Below are 25,855 nucleotides of genomic sequence, written 5' to 3'. Positions count from 1 at the left end.
CCTTCCCCAAGAGGCCTGCTGCGTCCAGGCGGTCTCGCCGTGTTCCAGGAGCACGATGCGACCGTGGGGCCCGGCATCGCTGGTCCGCTGCCTGGCGCTTGAGGAAATCGGCTGGCGAGACCGATAGGCCAAGAACCAGCCCAGCTCCCAGTGGGCGCGGGTCGCCGCTGGCCACGCCCAGGGTGAAGGGCGTTCGCGCCGCGATCGGTCCGTCCATGGCCAGCCGGAGCGCCCGCCGCGAGAAGCGCGCCGCCGCCGAAAACCAGCAACTGGCGGCGGTCGATGAGGGGGGGAGCATCGAGGATTCTCGCGGCGGGACCATGTCGTTTAAGCACGAGTGTTATGTTATAACAATAGCGCTTGCACCCTTTCGGCGCCTCGCCTATTGGTGTTATATTATAACACTTGATAGGTTCGCCATGACCTCGACCTCCTCAACGCCTCCGGCCGGCCGCATCGACCGCCGCCTGCCGGTCACCGTGCTCTCGGGCTTCCTCGGCGCGGGCAAGACCACCCTGCTCAACCACGTGCTGGGCAACCGCGAGGGCAAGCGGGTCGCGGTGATCGTCAACGACATGAGCGAGGTCAATATCGACGCCGCCCTGGTCGCCGAGGGCGGGGCGGGTCTGTCACGCACCGACGAGGCGTTGGTCGAGATGTCCAATGGCTGCATCTGCTGCACCCTGCGCGACGACCTGCTGCAGGAGGTGCGGCGGTTGGCGGCCGAGCGGCGCTTCGACTACCTGCTGATCGAGTCGACCGGCGTCTCCGAGCCGATGCCGGTGGCCGCCACCTTCGATTTCCGCGACGAGGCCGGGGCCAGCCTGGCGGACGTCGCGCGGCTGGACACCATGGTCACCGTGGTCGATGCCTTCAACTTCCCGCGCGACTACGGCTCGCGCGACCGGCTGTCCGACCGCGGCGAGACGGCGGGCGACGGCGACGCGCGCACCGTGGTCGACCTGCTGGTCGAACAGATCGAGTTCGCCGACGTCGTCGTGCTGAACAAGGCCGACCTGGTCTCGGCCTCGGACCTGGGGCGACTGCGCGGGATCATCGCCGCCTTCAACCCGGACGCCCGGATCGTGGTCTCGGAACGCGGAGCGGTGGCCCTGGACGCCGTGCTCGACACCCGGCTGTTCAGCTACGAGCGCGCCGAGGGCGCGGCCGGCTGGCAGAAGGCGCTGATGGGCGAGGTCCTGCCCGAGACCGAGGAATACGGCATCGGCCACTTTGTCTACCGCGCCGCCAAGCCCTTCCATCCGGCGAAGCTGAAGGCCTGGCTGGAGCGCGAATGGCCGGGCGTCCTGCGGTCCAAGGGCTTTTTCTGGTTGGCGACCCGGCCCGACCGGGTCGGCGGCTGGAGCCAGGCCGGCGCCGTCACCCAGCACGGCCCGCATGGCCGCTGGTGGGCGACCGCGCCGCGCGACCAGTGGCCAGACGATCCGGCCTGGCTGGACACCATCATGAAGGTCTGGAAAGCGCCGCATGGCGACCGGCGGCAGGAGATCGTGCTGATCGGCCAGGACATGGACCAGGCGGCGCTGACCAAGGGCTTCGACGACTGCCTGCTGTCGGACCTGCAGTTCGGCTTCGGGCCCAAGGCCTGGGCCAAGCTGCCCGATCCGTTCCCGTCGTGGGGCTAGGCGGCAACGCCGGCCCGCCGCTCGACGACGAGGAGCCGACCCCGAACTGGGTGGCCGCGATCCTGGGGATCAGCCTGGAAGAAGCCGACTGGCTGTTGGTCCTCTATCGCTTCGCGCCGCCGCAAGCCTTGGGCGCGGGCGAGGCTGGGGACGAGCCCAGGCGGATCTATTTTTGCGAGCCGCCATGACCCTGGCGAGGCGAGGCGAGGGAGCCACCTGGATGTTCAACTGGAGTCGAGTTCGGCGCATGGATCCAGCCGCGGTCGCCGCCTATTGGATCGTCCGCCGGGATTCGCGCGGCCTTGCGCCGCGAGAGCAGGGGGCGTTCCAGGCCTGGGTCGCGATCGAGGCGCACGGACGGGCCCACCGGGAAGCCTCGCGCACCTGGATGGCGCTGGGCCGGGCGGCCGCCGACGGGGCGGTGGGTGACGCTCTTCAATCGGATGGGAAACTCGCGATGAAAGCGACCCTGGCGCGCGCTCTGGACGCCTCGGCGATCAGCCTGTCGGCCCTGTGCCTGGCCCACTGCCTGGCGCTGCCCGTGCTGGCGCTCGCCCTGCCATTCGTCGGCGTCTGGGTCCATGCGGAGTGGGTGCATGTGGTGTTCGTCTGCGTGGCCGCGCCGATCGCCCTGCTGGCGTTCATGGACTGGCGCGCGCGTCGCCCCCACGCCTGGCCCCTCGTCGCTCTCGCGGCGCTGGGTCTTGGCCTCATGCTGGCCGGCGCTCTTGGGATGCCGTTGGTCGCCTGGGAGCGTCCGCTGACGGTGGTCGGCGGCGTCGTCCTGGCCACGGCCCACGTTCTGAACTGGCGTCGTCGGCATGCAGGCCATGACCACGCGCATTGAGATGCGGCGACGCCGGTCAAATTCCGCGGTCGCGCGTCGGGCATGTCGATTTCGACCCGCTCTGGATGATGTGAAATTCGAAGCCCGTCACGAGCGGCTTGGCCGCCACGAAGAACAGCTAGCGTTGTCGATGGCGCCCACCCATGGCGGCTGAAATGATCGGACCGACGCCCTGGCGGTGGCGACCAGATCGCGCGAGAGACTTGGATTCTGAATTGAGGCGGGCGGATTCGCTTGCTCCACACAACGCGTCGTCCTCGTCGATTCTTCCGACTTCACGCTGATGACTGGTGGGGCGGTCGGATTCTGCGTTCAAAAAGACCCTGATCGAGAAATTTCTGGGGTGTCGAGTTTATCGGCAATTGATTTAGGTCATTCAGTGTTGAAATTTCAAAATTCTATACAAAAACAGATTTGTGACCTACGGTATTCAATATTATTGTCACATATCTTTCTGCAAGTTCAAATTTTACAACAAATATCGCATATTCGTTCGAGGTATACCCGTATGGCGGGCGCAAAATGTATGTAAAACTTTACATTTCCGCTCAGGTCTGGATATTTTTGGTTGCGGGAGCAGGTTATTAACCACATTGGACTGGTTAATTGTGACTCGTAAGATGATATATCTAAAGTTTTGGGCATAATTTCAATTAAACGTGATGTATGATTGTAAGTGATGTTCAAAAGATCATGTATATTGAGCAATTTAGAAATATTGAAATGTAAAGTATGGCGTCGTGTACTGTTATATCTCGATACGTGGCATGTATATTTTGTATGTGGTCATATTATATTATAAATCCAACTGCCGCTTTTACAAAAATGGCTCAGCTTGCCGACGGCCTTGGGGTTTGCAATTTGCGAGAAATGTTCATTTCAGTTGCGCGGAAATGTTCTCCCAACGACCTCTTCTCTGGGGCCGAGGGGCCCATTTATCCTTGGAAAAAAGTTGTGGCTGTGGCGTATTTGAATATATTGGAATGATTTCCTGAAATATACTCCAATGATAGTAAATATATAATACAGTTTCACTGAAAATTGGCTGATATCGGTAAATGATATCGGTATCATTGCCCCTTTTTGGGTGTTTGCGTTAACTACTTGTTAATGCTTCGGGCTGTTCGCTCACCTATATCTACCACCTAGGCGAGAAACAGCGCCGTTTCGGGGACCAAAGGCCTCCGGCGCCGTGATGCTCTCCGTCAGTAGGGAGTTTAGAGTGACGGCGATCAAAGTATTGGTGGGTAATCATGTTCAGCAACGCGGCGCCGTGACGCACCGCTGGCGCCCACGCGCCGTCGCGGCGATTTTCGGGCTCGCGCTCATCGGCAACGTCTGCGCCTTCGCTCCCATCGCGGCTGCGGCGGCAGCCAGTGCCCCCGCCAACGTCGATGTCTTCCGTGACCAGGCCAGCAAGGTCGGCGCGCGGACCTGCGCGAACCTCTATGAGGCGCTCGGCCAAGGCCTGACCCGCGGCGCGGCGTTCTCGGTGAAGACCGAGGCGAACCAGGGCGCTCCCGACGCCCATATCGTGCAGGGCGTCCTGGGCATGACCTACGACCTGCCCGACCTCAAGGGCGCCGCGGGCGGGGTTGTCCTCGCCGCGCCCGGAGCGGGCGGGTGCGAAGGGTACCTGGTGCGCGTGGCGCCCTTCCAGCAGCCCTGCGCCGAGGTTGTCCGCCTGCTGCCGGCCGGGAGCGTGGTGGGTCAGAGCCTTTCGGGCGTCTGGCAATACCAGCTCGGCGGAGCCCAGGGGCAGGCTTTGATGATCCCGAGCGGTTCCGCCTGCGTGGTGGTGACCCTGTCCGGAATGACCCAGCGGCCCTGAAGCCGCGTCCCGCGAGCCGGGCGAAGCCGGCGCGCGGGATCAGTTGTGCGGGTCGGCGGCCCACTCGCACAGGACGACTGAACCGGGCCCAGAGCGTGGTTCTCGCCAGCGACCCGAAGGGACTGGCGGGCCAATATTGAGGGTAGCGTCACCATGGAAAAGCTTGGGTACGTTTCGAAACAGGGTCGCCGTGGCGCCGGCTTCGTCCGCAACTGGATGGGCGGCGGGGACGGACGGGGCTGGTCGCAACTTCGCCGGCTGATGGCGATCCTGCGCAGGGCCCATCAGGTGCTCGGCGTCAGCCGCAAGGCTCTGGGGCTCGGAACCTTGGGTGTTGGCGGCGGGCTGGGTCAGGCCAGCGCGATCGGTGGCTTGGCCGCGATCATGGCGCTGGGCCTCTCCGCCCCGGCCCAGGCGCAGTACGCGGCCGGCGGCGGAAGCGCCATTGGCGGCGGCTCGATCGCGATAGGGACCAACTCTCATGGCGAAGCCCTGAACGCCGTCGCCATAGGCATCGGGTCCACGGCCACGGACGTGAACGCTGTCTATCTGGGAGCCCGCACCGCTCCGGGAACAGGCGCTACCGCACAGGGGGCCATCGCCATCGGCACGGATGTGACGGTAACCGCGGCCGACGGCACGGCGATAGGACGTGTAAGCCGGGCGACCGGGAGCAATGCCGTGGCGATAGGTGTCGCGGCCAACGCATCGGCCGCTGGAGCCTACGCGCTCGGCGCCAACACCGTGGCGTCAGGGGTCAATTCCGTCGCACTTGGCGTCGCGGCCAACGCGGGCGGGACTCAGAGCGTCGCGCTGGGCTCTTCGGCCGTCGCGACGAGCAATGCCGCTACCGCCGTCGGGAATGGCGCTCAAGCGCAGGGGCTGAGTTCGCTCGCGCTGGGCACGCAGGCTGTCGCGGTCGGCAGCAGCACGGTCGTGGTCGGACAGGGCGCCGGCGCCGGTTCAACCGTCGGCAACTCCGGTTCGGTCGCCATGGGCGTCGCGGCCGGCGCGCTCGTCAGCGGCGCGCAGAACACCGCCATCGGCGGCGGCGTCGCCAGCGTCATGAGAGGCGCCGGCTCGGGCGTCACGGGAACACGCAACCTGGCCCTGGGAACCGGCGACGGCACGGTCACCTATGACGGGACTCTGCAGGCCGCCGCGGGCAGCCTGGTCACCGGCAACGACAACGTCGCGATCGGAACCAACGCCGGTATCGGCGTCACCAGGAATGCGACGACGTCGATCGGCCAGAACGCCATGGCGACAGGGACCAATGCGGCGGCGCTTGGAGCCGGGGCCACGGCGAGCGCGCTGAACGCGACCTATCTTGGCTCGCGCACGGTTGGAACGGGCGCCAGCGGACAGAGCGCCATCGGCATTGGCACAGATGTGATAGCATCTCAGGCCGACGCTACCGCGATGGGACGAGAATCCCTTGCGTCGGCCCAATTCGCCATCGCGATCGGGACAAGTTCCCGTGCGACGGGAACAAGCTCGGCGGCGCTCGGCCCCAACGCCAATGCTTCGGGCCTCTCCGCCGTGGCGCTGGGCAACAACTCCGCCGCCAGCGACACGAACGCCGTAGCGGTCGGCCTGGGCTCGATCGCGAACGCCGCCGACACCGTCGCGATGGGACGCCAGAGCCAGGCGATCGCCGCCAATTCCACCGCCGTTGGACGTGAAACCCGCGCCAGCGGGGTCAACAGCACCGCTCTGGGCCGCGGCGCCCAATCCAGCGCCCAGAATTCCGTCTCCGTCGGCGTCGGGACGAGGGCGAGCGGGATCAACTCGGTCTATCTCGGCTCGAGCACCTTCGCGACCAGCGCCAGTGGAGAAAGCGCCATCGGCATCGGCACGGACGCGACAGCGTCCCAGGACGGCGCCATCGCGATGGGCCGCGACACCTTTGCGACCGGGACCAACGCCATCGCGGTCGGTTCTCAGTCCTTCGCCGAGACCGAAGACGCCGTCGCCATCGGCACCAGCGCGACCGCGACCGGCGGCAAGGCCGTCGCCATCGGCGCCGGCAACGTCGCCTATGGCGACGGCGCGGTCTCCATCGGCGATCCGAGCTATGCCAGCGGCACGGGCGCCTTCACGGGCGGCGCCAACAACATCGCCAACGCCGACGGCACGGCCAGCGCCACGGCGGCCAACGCGGCCAACGGCGCGGTCGCCATCGGCAACAACAACGTCGCGATCGGCCAGGGCTCGGTGGCGCTGGGCAACTTCAGCCGCGCGGGGGCCGCGGGCGCGCTGGCCTTCGGCGACACCGCCGTCGCCAACAACGCCGGCGACGTCGCCCTGGGTTCAGGCTCGGTCACGGCCGCGGCCGTGGGCACGGCGAACACGGTGATCGGTGGCGTGACCTACAATTTCGCCGGCACGACTCCGACCAGCACGGTCAGCGTCGGCGCGGGCGGCGCCGAGCGGACGATCACCAACCTAGCGGCGGGGCGGATCAACGGCGGTTCGACCGACGCGGTCAACGGCTCGCAACTGTTCGCCACCAACCAGCAGGTGACCCAGAACACCACCGACATCGCCGCCAACACCACCAATATCGCCACTAACACCACCGATATCGCCAACCTCTCCAGCACGGTCACCAACATCAACACCGGCGCGGGCATCAAGTATTTCCACGCCAATTCGGTGCTGGCCGACTCCCAGCCGCTGGGGACGGACTCCGTCGCCGTCGGCCCGAACGCGGTGGCCAACAACGCCGGCGACGTGGCGATCGGCCTGAACGCGGCCTCCGGCGTCACCACCGCCGTCACTGGCGCGACCATCGGCGGCGTCAACTACGCCTTCGCCGGCGTGGCCCCCAGCGGCGCCTTCTCGATCGGTTCCGCCGGCGCCGAACGCCAGATCCAGAACGTCGCGGCCGGGCGGATCGACGGATCCTCGACGGACGGAATCAACGGCTCGCAGCTGTTCGCCACCAACACCCAGGTCACCCAGAACACGACCGACATCGCCAGCCTGGGAACCCAGGTCACTCAGAACACGACCGATATCGCCAATCTGGGAACCACCACCACCAACCTTGGAAACCAGGTGACCCAGAACACGACCGACATCGCCAATCTGGGAACCACCACCACCAACCTTGGAAACCAGGTGACCCAGAACACAAGCGACATCGCCAATCTGGGGACCACCACCACCAACCTGGGAAACCAAGTCACCCAGAACACGACCGACATCACCAACCTGGGAACCCAGGTCACCCAGAACACCACCGACATCGCCAACATGGGCGGCGCGCTGACCAACATCGCCGGCGACACGACCAACGCCTATACCGACGCCAACGGCGACGGCATCCGCTATGCCCGCACCAACGAAACCGGGCTCGCGCAAAGCGACGCCTTCGCGCAGGCGGTGGGCTCCACGGCGCTGGGCTATGAAGCGCGCACCACGGCGGGCGACGCGGTGGCGCTGGGACGCGGCGCCCAGTCCAGCATCCTGGGCGGCATCGCGTTGGGTTCCGGGTCGGTGTCCGACCGCGCCCTGGCTCCGGCCTCGGGCAGCATCATCGTCGGGACCAACCTGGTGCCCTACAACACCAGCGACCTGACGCTGCTGGGCGCTCTGTCGGTCGGCAACGCCACCAGCTATCGCCAGATCACCAACGTCGCCGACGGCACCCTGGACCAGGACGCGGTGACGCTACGGCAGCTGAAGGGGGCGATGAGTTCGTTCTCGGTGACGCCGATCCAGTATTTCCACGCCAATTCGACGGCGCCGGACTCCCTGGCCGTCGGCGCTGACTCGGTGGCGATCGGCCCGCGGACCACGGTCAACGGCGACAACGGCGTGGGCCTGGGTAACGGCGCCATCGTCCAGATCACGGCCCCGGGCGGCGTGGCCCTCGGCCAGAACGCGACGGTGAACCTGGCCGACGGGGTGGCGCTGGGCACCAACTCGGTCGCCAACGGCATACAGGCTCTGGCCCTTGGAGCCGGCGCCAACGCCAGCTTCGCGGGCAGCGTGGCGCTGGGCGCGGGCGCGACGACGGCGGTCGGTTCGCGGACCGGCTATGCCGGCTACGGCCTGGCCGCGCCACAGAACTCGGTGGGCGAGGTGTCGGTGGGCAGCGCGGGCGCCGAGCGGCAGATCACCAATGTCGCGGCCGGTTCGGCGCCGACCGACGCGGTGAACGTCAGCCAGCTCAACCAGGTGGCCCAGAACACCGCGGGCGCGCTGGGCGGCGGGGCGTCCTACGATCCGACCACCGGGACCTACACCGCGCCCACCTATACGGTCGGAGGCGCCACCTACACCAATGTCGGGGACGCGCTGGGCGCCCAGACGACGGCGGTCACCAATCTGGATGGCCGCGTGACCACCGTCGAGAACACCGTCACCAACCTCGGCGCCAACGTCACCAATCTCGGCGGCAGCGTGGCGGCCGGTATGGGCGGCAATTCGAGCTATGACTCGACCACCGGCACGGTGACGACGAGCCTGAACGTTGGCGGGAACAACTACGGCAGCGTCAACGATGCGCTGCAGGCCCTGAACCAGACGGCGGCCGCGGGCTGGAACATCCAGGCCAACGGCGGCCCGGCCACCAATGTCCCGTCGAACGGCACGCTTAACGTGACGGCGGGCACGAATACCGTGGTGACGCTCAGCGGCAACCAGCTGCAGATCGCCATGGCCGACAACCCGACCTTCAACGGCGTGATCAACGCCAATGGCGGCCTGGCCGTGGGCCAGAACACCAGCGTGGACATGGGCGGCAACGTGGTCCGCAACGTCGGGGCGGGGGCGGTGACCGCCACCTCGACCGACGCGGTCAACGGCTCGCAGCTCTACCCGGTTCAGCAGTTGGCCAGCAATTCGGTGCAATATGACGCCGGCCACAACGCGGTGACGTTCAATCCGGGCGGCCAGGCCACGACGCTGCACAATGTCGCCGCCGGGGTGGCGCCGACCGACGCGGTCAATGTCCAGCAGCTCAACGACGGGCTGTCGAACGCGATCTCGACGGCCAACGCCTATACCGACTCGCGGCTGCAGGGCTTCGTGGTCGACATGTCGCAAGCGCGGCGCGACGCCTTCGCCGGCACCGCGGGCGCGCTGGCGGCGGCGGGCCTGCCCCAGGCCTATGAGCCGGGCCGCAGCATGGTCGCCGTGGGCGCTGGCACCTATGGCGGACAGTCGGCCTTCGCCTTCGGCCTCTCGCGGGTGATGGACGACGGCCGCACGATCTTCAAGGCGGGCGCCACCTACGACACCCGGGAACGCACGGGCGCCAATCTCGGCGTCGGCTTCCAGTTCTGATCTTCACATTCCCCATTTCACCATTCCAAGGAGGACATGATGAAAGCCCAGCGCCTCATCCTTACGATCCTTTCGGGGCTCAGCCTCGCGAGCCCGGCCGCGGCCGTCGCACGAGACGCCTCGACCCCGTCCGCCACGATCTATGTGGCGTCGGTCGATCCCGGCGCCTTTCACGAAGTCCCGGGCGAACGCGATAAACTGGGCGTGACGGTCAGTCCGGCCTCCGTGCGGCTGATCACGCCGGGGGTCGACAAGTTCAGCATCTACCCCTTGCTGGGCCCGCCGCATTTCGCGGAGAGCGTCAGGCGACGGTGGAACTACGTGCTGTTCTTCCCGGTCGCGCCCGGCAGCGTGGACCGGGTGCGCTGCCGGATGGAGATTCGCTTCACGCGGCCGCGCGGACACTACAATGTCACCGTGTCCGAAGTGGTCTGGCAGGAGAAATCCTGCGCCGATCGGGTCGCGGCGGCGAGCTGAGCGGGCAGGGGGCGAGATGAGATTGATCGGGGTTCTGCTCATCGGCCTGGCGGTGTTGGCCGCCGCGCCGGCCTCGGCCCAGACTTTCGGGCCGCCCGTCGCCGGCCTGTGCCTGTTGTCGCGGGCCGGCGCCATCAGCGCTTCGCGCGCCGGCCAGTCGTTGCAGGCCCAGCTGCGCCAGATGCAGGCGTCGCTGAACGCCGACCTGGCGCAGCGACGCGCCTCGCTTGATCAGCAGCGCCGGCTGCTCGAGGTCCAGCAAGGCGTGATCGCGCCGATCGAATTCCAGCGCCAACTGGCTGGCCTCAACCAACAAACCCAGACCCTCGACCAGCAGCAGAACGCCCGCTTCATCGCCGCCCAGACCCGCGGCCAGCAGCAGGTCGACCGCACCCTCAACGACGCGCTCAGCCGGGTCATCACCCGCAACGCTTGCGGCGTGGTGATCGAGCGCGACAACGCCTATGGCTGGAACAACGCCATGGACATCACGCCGGCGACCGCTCGCGAAATGGACGGCGTTTTGCAGACCATCACGATCCAATAAGGCGCGGCGCCGTCAGGTGCGTTACTTGGCGCAGTCCGACTTGCCGACATTCGCCCACTTGTTGAAGCCACGGCCGGTCTTGGCCTGCAAGCGGTCTCCGTAGCGTCGTAGCGCTATGTCGCCGGACTGGCCCGAGAGCACGTCGCATCGACCGGCGAACACCCGTTCCGTACAGGACGCCCGTGTCGCGTAGCCTAGCTCCTCCCAGGCGCCCTCCACGAAACGACGACAGGCGACGTGGTCGGCTGGAAGTTTCTGCGGCTCGGCCAGTGGCACGTCCACCACGGTCGGCGTCGCGGCCACCGCAGCCTGCGCCGCGGCGGCTTTCTCGGCCGCGAGCAACTCTCGCCGATGCCGCGCCGCTTCGTCCGTACTGGCCTGTTCGGGCAGATCCGGTTGGTCGTTGACGACCTGGAACCAGGCCATCTGCATCGTCCAGCCCTTCTGTTGAGCGACTTGACGCAAGCGATCCGGGAAGTCCCGTTTGGGACGCTCGAGGGCTCCGGGGCGCAGGCCGACGTCGAACGGCGCGGCGCCCTCGATCATCAGCACGCCCGCCAGCCCGGGAGCGTTCTGGCACATGGACACGCGATAGCGGCCGCCACCGAGGTCCTTGTAGAGATAGGGATTGCGCGCGGCCAAGGCCGCGAATTGTTCGCGATTGCCGGCGAACTGCTGCAGGCGACCGTTCGGTTGGATGGCGATCAGGCTGAAGTTCCTGGTCGGATCGGGCGCGACATTGATCATCGACTGCGCCCAAAGACCGGTCGGGCACCCTTGAATGCCGCGATCGATCTCGAAACGGGCTTGCTGGGCGAGAAGGCTCGGCGCCGCGTCGCGCGGACCCGCGGACTTGCCGACGGTGTCGAGCAGCGGGCACAGGGCCTGGTCGGTCTGCAGGATCTCGGTGGTGTCGACCTGCAGGCCAGACGCCCCGGCGGTCTGCGCGGCGCCGGCCACGGTGCGGTTGGCGGCCACTGGATCGCCCGCCGTGCCGGAGACCTTGATGTTGGCCGAGCCATCGGCGTTCTGACCGCGGCTGACCGTCAGCCAGGCGCAAGGCACGTTCGGCAGCGCCGCCGTGATGGCCTGCTCCGCCCGAACGACATTCGGCGGCGCGGGCGCGCTGGCGACGGGCTGAAGCGTCGGCGGCCGCGCCTTCTTTTGCGACGACAGCACCGCGAAGCCGATGCCCACGACGACGACAGCCGCCGTGACTCCGCCCGCCATCAGCTTGGCGCCGACGCGCCGACGCACGATGGGCTGGGCATCCCCGGCTTCGTCGTTCCCGGTCTTGTAGGCGAAGTCCATGGCCGGCGGAATCGCGGACTCCGCTTCGTTGCCGGGCCGGGTCGTCGCGGCGGCGAAGACCGATCGCGGTGCGATGTCTTCCGCTCGGTCCGCGATCGGGGCCGGATCCGGCTCGACGTCGGCTGGCGTTTCAACCTCGGGCGGAGGCGAGAAGATCGTCGCCGCCGGTTCGTTGATCTCCTCCTCTTCCTCCTCGTCTTCGGAGGGGCGCGCCGCGACCGGGGCGTCGGCAACCGGAGGGATCGTCGGCGGGGCGACCGGCTCCGGCCTGATCGGCGGTTCGACGGGCGTGGGAGCGGCGGCGTCATCCGTGGTCGTTGCATCGACGGATGGCGGCAGCGGGACGGACGGCGCGAAGACGGTGCGCGCCTCGGGCGCGATCTCATCGACCGTGTCAGGCTCGATCGCGGCCAGGGACGGGAGAAGGCTGTCTTGCCCGCGTGGCTCGGCGCTTTGCCAGGAGGGCGGTTCCGAGCCGAAATGGATGACGGTGCGCTCGAGGTCGAGCGGCGCGCCTTGGGACGGGGCGCCCCTCGGCAGCGGGCTCCAGGTCAGGGCCGACGGCGGTTCGAACGGAACGTCGAGCGCATCCAGCGCCGAGATCACCTCCGCCATGGTCTGGGGGCGTCCGCGAGGGTCAGGGCTGAGCATCCGGGAGAACAGCGGCTGCAACAGCGGCGGGACGGCGGCGAGGTCGGCGCCGGCGCGGCGGCGGTCGATCGCCTCGACCAGCGTCGTGCCCATGTCGGGCGCCTTGCCGCCGGCCAGGGCCAGCACCACCAGGCCCAGGCTGTAGACATCCGTCCACGGACCGATGCGCCGATCGAAATCACCGAACTGTTCCGGCGCGACGTAGCCCAGCTTGCCGGCGAAACCGTCGCCGACCACGGTATGGGCGCCGATCTCCATGCTCTTGGCGATGCCGAAGTCGATGATCTTGGCGCGGCTCAGCACGCCGTCCGACAGCAGGATATTTTCCGGCGAGATGTCGCGGTGAATGGCGCCATGGCTGTGGGCCGCATGCAGGCCCTCGGCCAGGCGGCGCGTGAGCATGACCAATTCCGCGATCGTCGGCGGATTGCGGCCGATCAGGTTGGTCAGCGGCTCCCCGTCGATGAAGTCGGTGACGATGTATAGGAGATCCTTGCGCGGCTCGCGAGCGAGCACGCGGTACTGCACCAGGGCCGGATGGGCCAGGCTCGTAAGGGTCTTGGCTTCCTTGCGAAACAACGCCTGGACCTTCGGGTCCGCGGCGAGGTGAGGCAGGATGACCTTGACCGCCACCCGCTCCTCGGCGTTGACGTTGACCCCCTCGTAGACCTCGCCCATGCCGCCGCGCGCGATGAACCGCTTCACCTCGTAGATGCCGTTCAGCACGAAGCCGATCGGCAGGATGCCGCGCGGCGCCGATTTCCTCGAACCACGCCTGCCCGACGAAGACTGGGTCAAGCTCGGGGCGGGCGCGGCGTCTTCGTCAGAGGGATCGTCCGGCATGCTCACTGGGGGCGTCTCTTTCCAACTCTGATCGCAACCTCGCCTTGGCGACGCGCAGGTTGCAAGTTGATAATGCGGGGCTTGCGCCGCGGGTTCTCCCTGTCGGGCGCGATCGCGATGATCGAGCGCGCTGGAACCCGGCCGGCCCTCACATTTCGGCATGATCCGGGCGCGACCGGCGCGCGGGCCTGCGTCTTCATGCGATCAGCAGGCCCAGGCGGGCCAGCCCGTTGAGTTGCTTGGCCACCAGATCCGGGGCGTCCTCGGGAGGGTGACCGTCCGCGATGACCGCGTCGCGCAGATCATCGTGGGTGCGGCTGCCGTCCAGCAGTTCAAAGAAGCGCCGGCTGGGCGCATCTTCCAGAGCGATCGTGGCATGGTCCAGGCTGGTGACGGTCGTCGCCCCGCCGTCCAGTTGAAGGCGCGCCAGTGGGCTGCTCCTGGGGCGCGCGCTGGGCTCGAGCGCGAACGGCGGCGGGCCCACGGCCAACTCCAGGTGACCGGCGCAGAACAGCTGCAGAAGGCCCTCATGCACGTCGGGCTCGTCGGCAAGATCGGCGATCGCGATCGCCGAGGGCCAGGCCCGCCCGATGGCGCAGAGCGCGCGCTTGAGCACCGGTGCGTCCAGCGAGATCGCCGCTCCCGTCGCGAACTCGAACCGCATCGGCGCGAGAGAGTCGAGATCGACGGCGGTGTCCGGCCAGCGAACGCTTCCCGTGACCCAAAGGCCTCGAACGCGACCCTGATCGACGACACGATCGACCGCGCGATCGGCGCGGCACAGGATCGATTGCCGAAAGACGCGGGCGGTGAGGAAGTCAAGATACTGGTGCAGGGCCACGGGATCCGAACCGATCAGGCTTTCCACCGCCTTGCCGCGTGCGCTGGGGAAAAGCTCTTCGCGCCACCACACGCCTTCGCTTTCGGCCAGGAAATCGAGACCCCAGCGCCGCGCCTCGTCCACGAACTCGCTCAGATAGAACGGCTGAAACACTGGACCCAACTCGTCGTGGAACAGCACGCGCGGATCACGATCCAGCATCGAGTGGCAATAGGTCTTTATCGCGACGGTCGTGGGATCGTTGTCGGGCGCGTTGGCGAGGAACAGGTGCAGGAACTCGTGGGTCGCGGCCAACCTGGCCTCGAAGCCTTTCACGCCTCGCAGGTGGTGCATGACCATTTCACGCACGAGAAGGCGCAGATGACAGCCGGGCAGGGCGTTGTAGCTGACGAAGGCCAGTCCGTCGGGCGCGAGACAGGCGTCGATCAGACGCATGACGCCCTCGCGCACGGCCTCGGGCACCCAGGAATAGACGCCATGGACGATGATGTAGTCGAATTGGCCCAGGTCGGCGCCGGCCTCGAGGATGTCCAGCGTCTTCAGGGTGATGTTGTCCAGGCCCAGGCTGTCGACGGTGCGACGGCCCGCGGCGATCGCCGTCTCCGCCAGGTCGAAGCCGACGACGGTCGCCTTCGGATAGCTCAGCGCCAAAGGGATGATGTTGCCGCCTTCGCCGCAGCCGACTTCCAGCACCCTGGCCGTCGCGACCGGAGCAAAGGCCAGGCCAAACAACGCCGCCGGCAACGCCATCCGCGAGGGATGGGTTTGCTGGAAAGGTCGGCTGGGATAGGCCACCTGATCGTAGAGCGTTTCGGGCATCAGGCCACGGTTTCCAGGATCGCCGGCGCGTCGGCTTGCGGGGACGCTTCAGCGCCTTCGAACGCGTAGACGAACACCGAGTTCTCGACCCCGACCGTGATCCGGGCCACGTCCTCGCCGGCCATCTGATGTTCGAGCAGGGCGATCGAGAGCTCTGGCAGCATGGTGTTGGTCAGGATGGCGTCGATCATCCGGCCGCCGGAAGCGACCTCCGTGCAACGCGAGACGATCAGTTCGACGACCGCCTGATCGTAGGCGAAGACGATGCCGTGGTTCTCGGCGATGCGCTTCTTCACCCGCTCCATCTGCAGGCGCACGATGCCCTGCAGCATGTCCGGCGAAAGCGGATAATAGGGCAGCACGAGCAGGCGGCCGAGCAGGGCAGGCGGGAAGACCTTGAGCAGTTCGGGCCGCAGCGTCTGGGCCAAGGCCTCGGCTTCCGGCTTCATCTCCTCATCTTCCGACACCGAGGTGATCAGGTCGGTGCCGACATTGGAGGTCAGCAGGATCAGGGTGTTCTTGAAATCGATGTGACGCCCCTCGGAGTCGTCCATGTAGCCCTTGTCGAACACCTGGAAGAACATCTCGTGGACGTCGGGGTGAGCCTTTTCGACCTCGTCGAGCAGCACGACGGAATAGGGGCGTCGGCGCACCGCCTCGGTGAGCACGCCACCCTGGCCGTAGCCGACATAGCCGGCCGGCGCGCCCTTCAGGGTCGAGACGGTGTGGGCCTCCTGGAACTCGCTCATGTTGATGACGATCAGGCTGTCGTCGCCGGAATAGAGCAGTTCCGACAGCGCGTGGGCGGTCTCGGTCTTGCCGACGCCCGACGGGCCGCAGAGCATGAACACGCCGACCGGCTTATTGGGGTTGTCGAGCTTGGCGCGGCTGGTCTGGATGCGCTTGGCGATGGCGTCCATCGCATGATCCTGGCCAACCACGCGCTTCTTCAGCTGGTCGGCGATGGTCAGGACCGACGCGATCTCATCCTTGACCATCCGGCCGATGGGAATGCCGGTCCAGTCGCCGACCACCGCGGCCACCGCGTCGGCGTCGACCTCGCCGAACACCATCGGGTCGTCGCCATGAGCCGCCGCCACGGCGGCCAGAGCCGCGTTGAGCGCGGCCTTCAAGACGGTAACGTCGCCAGTGCCCGTCGAGGCGGCTGTCGTCAGAGCCTGGCGGGCCTCGAAGGCGTTGGCGACGGCTTCCTTTTCGGCCGCCCACTTGGTCTCCACCGCGTCGAGCGCGACCTGGGCCTCCTCGATCGCCTCGTTCAGCTTGGCGATGCGTTCGGCGCCGGCGTACTGGCCTTCGGCCTCGCGGGTGGCGATGCCGAGTTCGACGTTCAGCAGTTCGACCCGGCGACGGCGGTTCTCGACCGGCGCGGGCGTGGCGTGCTGGGAGACGGCCACCCGGGCGCCGGCGGTGTCGAGCAGGCTGACGGCCTTGTCGGGCAGTTGCCGGGCCGGCACGTAGCGTTGGGACAGCTTGACGGCGGCTTCGACCGCCTCGTCGAGGATCACCACCTTGTGGTGCTTCTCCATCGCGGGGGTGACCGACCGCAGCATCGAGATCGCGACATGGGTCTCGGGCTCGCCGACATTGACCGTCTGGAACCGGCGGGTCAGCGCCGGATCCTTCTCGAAATACTGCCGATATTCCGACCAGGTGGTGGCGGCGATGGTCCGCAGCCGGCCGCGCGCCAGGGCGGGCTTCAGCAGGTTGGCGGCGTCGCCGGTGCCGGCCTGGCCGCCGGCCCCGATCAAGGTATGGGCCTCGTCGATGAACAGGATGATCGGCTTGGGCGAGGACTCGATCTCGTCGATGACCTGGCGCAGCCGCTTCTCGAATTCTCCCTTCACCCCGGCGCCGGCCTGCAGCAGCCCAATGTCCAGGGTGCGAAGGGTGACGTCCTTGAGCGCCGGGGGGACGTCGCCGTCGATGATCCTGCGCGCCAACCCCTCGACGACCGCCGTCTTGCCGACGCCCGCCTCGCCGGCCAGGATCGGGTTGTTCTGACGGCGGCGCAGCAGGATGTCGATGACCTGGCGGATCTCGGCGTCGCGGCCGACGATCTGGTCGAGCTCGCCCGATCTCGCCCGTTCGGTGAGATCGACGGAATACTTGGCCAGGGTCTCGCCCGAGGCCCCGGAGAACGGCGCGCCGGGGGCGCCGGCCAGATCTGAAGACCCCTCGGCGGCGAGAGCCCCGCCGACCTCGGCCGAGCCGGCGACGACCTGGTCGAACTCATCGCCCAGGGCGTCGGCCGAGACCTTGCGGAACTCCGGCGAGATCGCGAACAGGGCGTTGCGCAGGATTGGCGTCTTGAGCATGCCGAAGACCAGATGGCCGGTGCGGACCCGGCTGGCCTGGAACATCAGCGACGCATAGAGCCAGCCTTTCTCGATGGCTTCCTCGATCTGCGGCGAGAAGTCGGAGATCGCGGTCGCGCCGCGCGGCAAGCCGTCGAGCATGGCCACCACGTCGCGAGCCAGTTTCGTGTCGTCCAGGCTGAACCGCGTGCGGATCGCGGCCAGGTCGTTTTGCGGATCCTGCAGCAGGATGTGGATCCAGTGGACCAGCTCGACATAGGGGTTGCCGCGCATCTTGCAGAAGCCGGTCGCGGTTTCGATGCTCTTCAGACCCGTGGGGCTGAGGCGGCCAAACAGCGCGGAGCGGTTGATCTCGGTCATGCGACACCTCTTCTAGCGGCGGCCCGAGCGACGCGGCGCGAGCTCGGGCCCAGGCGGGTCTCGGCGCACGGGCCGCTACCCGCCGGCGGATTCATCCAGCTGGTCCACCCCAGGCGCGCACGACCATCCAGCGCCGTCGGGCGCATGGCCGCTTCGCTGGCCTCGATCTCGAGGTCCCATTCCAGATGGGACGGGGCGAAGGAGTCCAGCGCCTCGGCGACGACCGCGAAGCGGGGCCCTCCGGGCAGCAGATTTTCGTAGTCGTGGAAGGTGTCGACGCTCACGGCGATGCGGAAAGCGTCGGATACGGTGCTGGTGCGCCGCCCGCAGACCGCGTCACCGCCGAGCTGGCTGAACGCTCCGCCCAGGCGCGTCTGATCCGGGCGCTCGATGTCGCGCCAGACCGGGCGGTATTCGATCAGCCGCACCGGAGCGTTCAGCAGGTCGGAGACCGCGTCCTCGATGCCCGCCGCGCTCCGGCGAGAGGCGTACAGTCCGGCGTAGTAGAGGCGGGCGCGGGCGGGAAAGGCCGCGCCGGGTCGCACGCCCTCCGTGGCGCCGGTCAAGGCCGACAGATAGCCGGAGAAGCGATCGTCGGCGGGGCGATCGGCGTTGGCCGCGGGATTGGATTCGGCCCAGGCGCGATAGAAGAACTGCAGCATTCGCCCGGCCAGTACGTCCAGGAAATGCCCGAACGGCCGGCTCTTGGCGTAGCGGCGCTCGAAATGCGCGAACTCGCTGATGTGGAGGGGCAGCGGTCCCATCGGACCGGTCAGCCCGAACCAGTAGCCCTCGACCTTGGCGCGCGCGCCCTTGACGGTGATGGACTCCAGCGTCGAGCCGGGAAAGCCGAGGGCTGGAATTTGCGACAGATCGACGAGGTTCTGCGAGGGCAGGCGGGAGTCGCCGATGCGCGGCAGGTCGGGCGCACGCGCCTCCGCCGCGCGCAGCAGGCCAAACAGGCCGTACCGCCTCGCATTCCCCGCCGCTCGGCGAAGAAACTCTAGATGTTGCGACGTTCGCCCATTCTCGGCGGCCATTGCGCGAAGGTTCCTTCCTGGGGGCTTTCAAAGATGCATTCGGTGAAGGCGTTCACGGTGGCGAACTCGCCGAGGAAACGCTCCAGGACGGCCGAGAACAGAAACATCCGACCGTTTTCGAAAGGCGCGTCGTCCAGCTTGAGGCGTAGTCGCTGTCCGCGCGCGAAAGCGCTACGCCCGGGTCCCGCCACGCGACGGGTCACGGGTTCGGAGCGAATGGCCAGGACTCCGTCGATCTGTCGTCGCAGGGTCGGGTCGTCGATCCGTCCGTACAGGGCGAGGTGATCGCGCAGAACCGACGGATCGTCGTCGTCGTCCAGGGCGAAGGAGGCGTAGTTGGGCGTCAGGTGGCCGATGACCCGCCAGGCGCCGTCGCTGATGCCCATCGGCGGCCGGGGCTTGGTCGGCGCACGCACGATCGTCACGGCGCGCACCGGAACGCCGCTGACGCGAAAATCCGTCGCCCCGCTGGTGCGCAGGTTCTCGGCCAGTTCGCGATTGGTGACCAGCGCGCGAATGCCCAGTTCGTAGACCCCGTCCAGCCGCCGGGGCTCTCCGGGAGCGGCCAAGCTGATCCAGGTTTCGGTGCCCAGATAGTCGGCCCTGCGCTTCAGTCGCTGCTCCTTGGTCGACAGACGCCGGTGGCGCAGCCGGGTGACGTAGAACAGGGCCTCGGTCCAATCGTAGAGCAGGCTTCCAAAGGCGTGCAACGGGGCGACCGGACGGGCGTCGCCGTTCTTCTGCGAATAGGCGATGACCTCCAGCGCGCGGAAGATTTCGAAGTCCAGCGGCCGGGTGCGATCGGCGATCAACTGATGTTCGTGCTCGAATTCGCTGATCGCCACGCGGTCGATCTGCTTCTCGAACAGGTTGATCGCCGGGGTCGCGAAGAGCTTGAAATTGGCGACTGAAACCGCGCCCGACAGGGCCGCGGACGCGCGGTTGAACAGGAAGATCACCTCGCACTCGTTCTTGCACTTGGCGAAAACCTGGCCCAACTCGTGCAAGCGCACGAACAGGAAGCGCTCGGGGCATGCGAAATACTCGGTGAGCAGGCGATAGCCCCGGAACGAGCGCCGCCCGTTTGGCAGCAGGGCGCAGTCTTCCTCGAAACCGTGCTGTTCGGCGGCGGGAAGTTTCACCCAGGCCGCGTCGCCGGCGGCCGAGTCCACGGACCGCGCCACGGTGGCGACGGCGTCGCCGATCAGCTGTCTGTAGAGCTCTCCGGGCACCAGTTCCGAGCCGTCGAGATAGATGGGCAGGGCGTCCGGCGCGATCGCCGAAAGCGGAACGCCGCCCAGGCCGCTGAATTTCAGACGCAGGCCCGCCTCGGCGCGGACGCCCGTGACCCCGGCATAGGTGGAAACCGCCGCCCGGGTGGGCAGGTATTCCGCCTCCGTGATCTTCAACGGCCAAAGGGTCACCGCGTGGCCCGTGCGGAAGGTGACCGGCGTGGCGGCGTCATCGGTGGAGGTGGCCGACATCTCGGTCAGGCGCGGGACCGGGAACCCCGTCGCGACGGCGTGATCGCCGTCCTGCGGCTCGAGGGCCACGACGCACATCGAGGGCGTCGGCGACAGATAGTGCGGCTGGATGGCGTTGAGCAGGTGCTGGGTGAAGTCTGGAAACTGGTCTTGCAGTTTCAGCTTCACGCGGGCCCCGAGGAAGGCCACGCCTTCCAGCAGTCGCTCGACATAGGGGTCGGTGTCCGCGGGCGCGTTCAGACCCAGGCGGCCGGCGACCGTCTCATACTCCTCGCCGAACTCGCGCGCGGTTTCGCGGAGATAGAGGAGTTCGTCGTTGTAGGCCCTGAGAAGTCGAGGATCCAACCGTCTACTCCCGCAGCGTGGCGGCGCCGGTGTCGATCTCGACGTCGGTCTTGAACTCGACGGGCAGGGCCATGACGGCGCTGGTGACGTCGGCGCGGATGACGAAGGTCACGGCGTTGGGCTTGGCGTCCTTGGCGGTGGCGGTGACATCCAGGCGCTGTGGCGAGATGCGCGGCTCGAAGCGGCGGATGGCTTCCTTGATCTCGCGCGCCCGGGTTTCGACGGCGCGTCTTTGCAGCAGTTTTCCCGCCATGTCGGGAACGCCGTAGTTGAGGACGGACGTCGCGACCTGGGGATAGGGCTTGAGGTTCTGGATCGAGCCCAGATTGGTGGTGTTCAGGATCCAGTTGAGCTCGCGCAGCACGGTTGCGCGAAGCGCGGCCTCGTTGAAGCGTTCCAGCTTCTGGATCGGATAAAGCCGCATCGTCGCCGTCCGGCTGACCTGACCGGCTTCGATCTTGGGATCGTCGCGAAGACCGTCGATGTCGAGGTCGGCGACGAGCTTGTCGAACAGGGTTGGATTGATCCGGGCTGCCATGAGCTTAGGCGAAGACCAGTTGGCGAAGCGCCAGGATTCCCACCTCTTCGCCGTCGCCGAGCGACCACAGTTTCTGTCCGACGCCTTGCGCGCCCAAGGGGGCGTCGCGCCAATCGGTAGCGCGGGCCAGCAGCAGGTTGGCGTCCGTCGCGTCCTGGGTTCCCGGATAGCGGACCGGGAGGATCCCCGCGACGCCCTGTCCGGTCTTGAACTCGATTTCCACGGGGAGCCACACCAGGTCGCGCAGGTCTTGCGGGCCCTCGCTGGTGATCTTCCGCACCGCGTCGAAGGGGACCAGGCCCCAGCGTCCGTGGATGACCGCCTCGAAGGCGGGGCCGAAGCGCGCATCGGCGTCGGCGATCCAGTCGAAGGTCTGGTCGTTGAAGTGGCCGGGCGTGTCGGGGGCGGCGTCGAAGGCGCGGCCTCGCGCGGCCTCGGCGTCGTCCTGACGTCCCTGGACGACAGCGTTCAAGGCCACGGCGAGATCGCCCGCCCAGTCGCTGGTATTGACCAGCAGCGCCGGCGGGGATTGTCCCGCGAACGTCTTCTCGCGCTCAAGTTCGGCGGCGATGGCCAGGTTGTAGGCGACCGCGAGCATCTGGGCTTCGGGGGACAGCTGGGTGAGCACCTTCAGCTGCGCCTTGGCCTTGTCCCATTCTCCCAGGATGCAAAAAAGCTGGAACAGGAACATGCGGCTGGGCTGATCGTCCGGCGCGCGCTTGACCCTTTCGACAAGGGCCTGGCGCGCGCCGTCCAGATCACCAGCGCGTAGGAGGTCGTCGGCGTTACTCATGCTTCGCTTCTATGAATTGCCGCAGACCGGGCGCTGACCGCCTTAGAACTTGGCGTTGCCGGCGATGTCCCACTTGAAGTCGCCGGTGCCCGCGGCCTTGCCGGCCTGGCTCTGTTCCTTGTAGCCGACCTCGACCTTGGCGAAGTTCAGCGAGACGTTTTCCGTCAAGCGATCCTCGCCGCCGCTGCCGCCGGTGGACACCGCGCTCACCAGGCAATCGGTCATGGTGATGGTGATGTATTCCAGCGGCGATTCACCGGCCTTGCGCACGACGAGCGTGGCCTTGCTGATGTGCTTGCCATTGGCGGCCGCCAGCAGGAGCGGGGACGTCGAGAGGTCGACGTACTTGGTGAACGACAGGTCCTGCACGTTGACCTTGCCGGCGCCGGCGCCGCCGCCGACGTGCGCGGTGCCGGAATTGCTCAAGCCCCAGCTCCACGCCAGGACGTCGATTTCACCCTTGTGGCTGGTGTCCTTGGACTCGCCACTAATGCCTTCAAGTTTCAGGAACATATCAACGGCCATAAGGCGTTCTCCTCACGAAAAATGATCTACTGAAAGCTAGTTCGCGCCCTTCGGCAGGCGCGAGACCATGCTGAGCGACACGTCCATCCCCTCGAGTTGATAGTGCGGCACCATGCGGAAGACGCCACGGTAGTAGCCTGGGTTTTCGGGGTCGGGGATGACATCCACCGAGGCGGATTTCAGGGGTTTGCGGGCCTTGTCTTCTTCCGTCGAGAAGTCCGGCTGCATGTCCACGTACTGCATGATCCAGGACTGCAGATCGCTGGCCAGGGCCGGCGCTTCGCGATTGCTGCCGATCCAGTCGCGCACCATGCACTTGAGGTAGTGCGCGAAGCGGCAACTGGCGAAGATGTAGGGCAGGCGCGCCGACAGATTGGCGCTGGCGGTCGCGTCGGCGTCTTCGTAGGCCTTCGGGGCGTGCAGGGTCTGCGCGCCGATGAAGGTGGCCTGATCAGTGTTCTTGCGGTGCACCAGGGCCATCAGACCCGCCTTGGACAGTTCGGCCTCGCGACGATCGGAGATGGCGATCTCGGTGGGGCACTTGGCGTCCATGGCGCCGTCGTCGGTCGGGAACATCGCGGTTGGAAGGTCTTCGACCGTGCCGCCGGATTCCACGCCGCGAATGCGGGTGCACCAGCCGTAGGTCTTGAAGGCCTCGGTGATGCGCACGCCCAGGGCGTAGGACGCGTTCAGCCACAGATAGTTGTCGTGCTGACCGCCGTCGGTTTCTTCCTCGAACGCGAATTCCTCGACCGGCTCGCTGTTGGCGCCGTAGAGCGGGCGACCCAGGAAGCGGGGCAGGGTGAGGGCCATGTAGCGGCTGTCGTTCGAGGCCCGGAACGAGCGCCAGGCCATGTAGTCGGTGGCGTCGAACTGCTTGGCGATGTCGCGGGGGTTGGCCAGCTCCTGCCAGCTTTCCATGCCCAGCAATTGCGAGTCCGCCGCCGCGATGAACGGAGCGTGCGCCGCGGCGCCGATCTTCGACAGGCCCTTCATCACCTCGATGTCGGGCGCTGTGTGGTCGAAGGCATAGTCGCAGATGAACGCGCCATAGGGCTGGCCGCCCAGTTGGCCGAACTCGGCTTCGTAGATCTTCTTGAACAACGGGCTCTGGTCCCAGGCCGCGTCGCGGAACTGCCGCAGCATCTTGCGGGTCTCGTCCTTTGAGACGTTCAGGACGCGAACCTTCAGGTCCTTGCCGGTCGGGGTGTTGCCCACGAGGTACCACAGCCCGCGCCAGGCGGATTCCAGCGTCTGGAAGTCCTTGTGGTGGATGATCTTGTTGACCTGTTCGGTCAGCTTGCGATCGATCGCGGCCTTCAGGGCGTCCACCGTCGAAAAGACGTCGGCGCCGATGATCTGGGTGTCTTCGAGCGCCTGTTGCGCGAGGGTCTTCACCGCCTCTTCGATCCGCGCCTGCTTGGCGTCGGTGTTGGGCTTGAACTCGCGTTGTAGCAACGACGCGAAATCGTCCACGGTGACGGTTTCGGCCTCGGGGGCGCCAATCTGCTGAAGCGTTTCTTGCGCCATCACGGTCTCCCAACGGGCAGGGTAGCGAAAGTCATTCTCGATCTACCGGAGATTGTTAAACGTTGTCGGCAGGAGGCTTGGCGGCCGCCAGGGCCTTCATCAGCTCGGGATCCTTCAGGACCTTGTCGAGCAAGTCCTGAGCGCCGTCCTTGCCATCCATGTAGAGCATGAGGTCGTTGAGCTGCTGGCGCGCTTCAAGAAGCTTGGCCAGGGCCGGGACATTCTTGGCGACATGACCTGGCGAGAAATCTTCCATCGACTTGAACGTCAGGTCCACGCCGATCTTGCCGTCTCCGGTCAGGGTATTATCGACCGTAAAAGCCGCGCGTGGTGCGACGGCTTCCATTTTCTGTTCGAAATTATCCATGTCGAATTCGACAAAATCGCGCTTATCAAGCGGTTTTTTCTCAACATTCGATTTTCCGGAAAGATCAGACATTACTCCGACCACGAACGGAATTTCGATCTTCTGGCGTGAACCAAAAGTCTCCACCTCGTATTCAATATGAACTCGAGGGGCGCGGTTCTCTTTAATAAACCGTTGTCCGCCTTTGTTCGACGCCATGATCATTCACCCGGAATTAGACGTTAGATGCCGATGATGTTGCTTTCCACCATAAGGCTATGTGGTGGCGATGTTCAATCAGGAAGTCATAATTATTCGCGTTGTTTGCGGAATTGTAGAACGGTGCGAGCCTCATCGAGGCTTCCAGGAGCGATATCTTCAAGGATCGCCATGAAATCCAATCCCACCCATTCCCGTGCACGCTGCAGCAACGCCAAGATCGGATGGCCCGGTTCCTTGCGTCGGTAGTAGTCGCCCATCGCATCAAGCGCGCGGACCACATCCTCCCGTGTCTCGATGCGCGCTCCCACGGGAGTCGCGTTATGCGAGAAGCTTGGCGATGCAACGTCCGGCGCCGTCGAGGGTTCCCCGATTTCGGATTCGATCGGTTTCGGGCCGAACGCCTGCACCGCGCGCCGCATCTGACCGAGCGCCGCGTAGGTCTCCTGGAAGTTGGTGCCGCCGCCCTCGTCGGCGTGCGCGGTCAGCACCAGGTCCACGCGGCGAAGGTTGTCCTCGACGCCGTTGAGCCGCTGAATGATCTCGTCGAGGCCTTCGTGGCTAACATCGTCGATGGCGGCGCGGAACATTCCGTAGCCTGGCTCGCTTTCACCTCCCAGGCGGAAGCGCTCGAAATCATCGATGGAATAGCTGCCAAGGCGAGGATGGCTGATCAAAGTGATCTTGCGCAGGGGCGTGATGAACTGGGGGATGCCCGCCAGGGAGTCGCACGGCCCCTTCCGTCCCTGGAAACCGTAGTCCTCCAGTTGAGGATGCAGGGTGGGCCAGTAGGTCTCGAGCAGGCCGGCCAGATATCGGGCTCCGATCTCGACGGTGTCCAATTGGCCCGCCCGCGCTCCGGCCCGGCAAAGGTAGATGGGCAGCCAGATGTCCTTGGTGCGGTCGCTTTGCTCGACGATCTTGGCGAGGATCGTTCGCCAGTCGATGTCCGAGGCCTGCGCCTCGACGCCAGAGGCGTCGATCGACACTTCGGTCTCGAACGCCTGCTCGATTTCGTATCGCGCCGGATCATAGGCGAGGTCGGGGCCCGTCGGCTCGTCATCGGAAACCGGCGCCAGCAGTCGACCAAGATCAAACGCCATGTTCGAGGTCGCCTCCGTCCATCCGAGCCCGGTTTGCAACGTCGGCTTGTAAAAGGCGACGTCGGAGGGCGGCGGGAAGTGTGGCCGAAGAAATCGTTTTGGCAAGTGCGTCTGGTTGAGATGTT

At 66.4% G+C, this 25,855-nt stretch carries 18 protein-coding genes; 7 read left to right on the top strand and 11 right to left on the bottom strand.

Annotated features, from left to right (window positions below; all coding sequences use genetic code 11):
• The first annotated feature begins 419 nt into the window (after positions 1–419).
• The 7 genes from zigA (at position 420) to ASD79_RS15380 (ending at position 10,646) form a co-directional block, all read left to right on the top strand.
• Positions 420–1,646 (top strand): zinc metallochaperone GTPase ZigA, encoded by a 1,227-nt coding sequence (gene zigA, locus ASD79_RS15410; RefSeq protein ID WP_056723170.1) that lies wholly within the window; start codon positions 420–422, stop codon positions 1,644–1,646.
• Positions 1,637–1,834: a hypothetical protein gene (locus ASD79_RS15405; protein WP_056723168.1), complete on the top strand. Its 198-nt coding sequence runs from the start codon at positions 1,637–1,639 to the stop codon at positions 1,832–1,834. The genes zigA and ASD79_RS15405 overlap by 10 nt, the downstream gene beginning before the upstream one ends.
• A 59-nt stretch (positions 1,835–1,893) precedes the next feature.
• The gene (locus ASD79_RS15400; protein ID WP_200952315.1) at positions 1,894–2,493 is read left to right on the top strand and encodes a MerC domain-containing protein; all 600 of its coding nucleotides are present in this window, start codon (positions 1,894–1,896) and stop codon (positions 2,491–2,493) included.
• A 1,222-nt stretch (positions 2,494–3,715) separates the two neighbouring features.
• Positions 3,716–4,324, top strand: a complete 609-nt coding sequence (locus ASD79_RS15395) for a hypothetical protein (protein ID WP_156400533.1) — start codon at positions 3,716–3,718, stop codon at positions 4,322–4,324.
• Between the two features lie 153 nt (positions 4,325–4,477).
• The gene (locus ASD79_RS15390; RefSeq protein ID WP_056723164.1) at positions 4,478–9,622 is read left to right on the top strand and encodes a YadA-like family protein; all 5,145 of its coding nucleotides are present in this window, start codon (positions 4,478–4,480) and stop codon (positions 9,620–9,622) included.
• Positions 9,623–9,661: 39 nt separating this feature from the next.
• Positions 9,662–10,099 (top strand): outer membrane protein assembly factor BamE, encoded by a 438-nt coding sequence (bamE, locus tag ASD79_RS15385; protein WP_056723161.1) that lies wholly within the window; start codon positions 9,662–9,664, stop codon positions 10,097–10,099.
• A 16-nt stretch (positions 10,100–10,115) separates the two neighbouring features.
• Positions 10,116–10,646 carry an OmpH family outer membrane protein gene (locus ASD79_RS15380; protein WP_056723159.1) on the top strand — a complete coding sequence of 177 codons (531 nt, stop codon included), beginning with the start codon at positions 10,116–10,118 and terminating at the stop codon, positions 10,644–10,646.
• A gap of 21 nt (positions 10,647–10,667) precedes the next feature.
• Here the strand turns inward: ASD79_RS15380 and ASD79_RS15375 are convergent, their stop codons facing one another.
• The 11 genes from ASD79_RS15375 to ASD79_RS15325 all read right to left on the bottom strand — a co-directional run bounded on the left by ASD79_RS15375 (position 10,668) and on the right by ASD79_RS15325 (position 25,730).
• Entirely contained in the window at positions 10,668–13,451 is a 2,784-nt protein-coding gene (locus tag ASD79_RS15375) for a serine/threonine-protein kinase (protein WP_056723158.1), read from the bottom strand.
• A 196-nt stretch (positions 13,452–13,647) separates the two neighbouring features.
• On the bottom strand, positions 13,648–15,111 hold the full coding sequence (locus ASD79_RS15370; RefSeq protein WP_056723156.1) for a class I SAM-dependent methyltransferase: 1,464 nt from the start codon (positions 15,109–15,111) through the stop codon (positions 13,648–13,650).
• Positions 15,111–17,807 (bottom strand): type VI secretion system ATPase TssH, encoded by a 2,697-nt coding sequence (gene tssH / locus ASD79_RS15365; protein WP_056723154.1) that lies wholly within the window; start codon positions 17,805–17,807, stop codon positions 15,111–15,113. The genes ASD79_RS15370 and tssH overlap by 1 nt, the downstream gene beginning before the upstream one ends.
• Entirely contained in the window at positions 17,804–18,847 is a 1,044-nt protein-coding gene (gene tssG, locus ASD79_RS15360; RefSeq protein ID WP_082584971.1) for a type VI secretion system baseplate subunit TssG, read from the bottom strand. The genes tssH and tssG overlap by 4 nt, the downstream gene beginning before the upstream one ends.
• Positions 18,811–20,676: a type VI secretion system baseplate subunit TssF gene (gene tssF, locus ASD79_RS15355; RefSeq protein WP_056723152.1), complete on the bottom strand. Its 1,866-nt coding sequence runs from the start codon at positions 20,674–20,676 to the stop codon at positions 18,811–18,813. Before tssF ends, tssG begins: the two co-directional genes overlap by 37 nt.
• Before the next feature lie 4 nt (positions 20,677–20,680).
• Positions 20,681–21,214 carry a type VI secretion system baseplate subunit TssE gene (tssE, locus tag ASD79_RS15350; RefSeq protein WP_056723151.1) on the bottom strand — a complete coding sequence of 178 codons (534 nt, stop codon included), beginning with the start codon at positions 21,212–21,214 and terminating at the stop codon, positions 20,681–20,683.
• A 4-nt stretch (positions 21,215–21,218) separates the two neighbouring features.
• A complete protein-coding gene (locus tag ASD79_RS15345) occupies positions 21,219–22,007 on the bottom strand; it encodes a type VI secretion system accessory protein TagJ (RefSeq protein WP_056723149.1) in 789 nt (262 codons plus the stop codon).
• A gap of 42 nt (positions 22,008–22,049) precedes the next feature.
• A complete protein-coding gene (locus ASD79_RS15340) occupies positions 22,050–22,532 on the bottom strand; it encodes a type VI secretion system tube protein Hcp (protein WP_056723147.1) in 483 nt (160 codons plus the stop codon).
• A gap of 36 nt (positions 22,533–22,568) precedes the next feature.
• Entirely contained in the window at positions 22,569–24,062 is a 1,494-nt protein-coding gene (gene tssC / locus ASD79_RS15335) for a type VI secretion system contractile sheath large subunit (protein ID WP_056723145.1), read from the bottom strand.
• 55 nt (positions 24,063–24,117) lie between these two features.
• Complete coding sequence (gene tssB, locus ASD79_RS15330; protein ID WP_056724031.1) at positions 24,118–24,627, bottom strand: type VI secretion system contractile sheath small subunit; 510 nt, start codon at positions 24,625–24,627, stop codon at positions 24,118–24,120.
• Between the two features lie 92 nt (positions 24,628–24,719).
• The gene (locus tag ASD79_RS15325) at positions 24,720–25,730 is read right to left on the bottom strand and encodes an ImpA family type VI secretion system protein (RefSeq protein WP_056723144.1); all 1,011 of its coding nucleotides are present in this window, start codon (positions 25,728–25,730) and stop codon (positions 24,720–24,722) included.
• Positions 25,731–25,855: the final 125 nt, after the last annotated feature.

Origin of the sequence: Caulobacter sp. Root655 (assembly GCF_001427665.1) — a bacterium.
Lineage (GTDB): Bacteria > Pseudomonadota > Alphaproteobacteria > Caulobacterales > Caulobacteraceae > Caulobacter.
The sequence above is the reverse complement of the archived record's forward strand: the minus strand, read 5'-3'. Positions and strand labels throughout refer to the sequence as shown.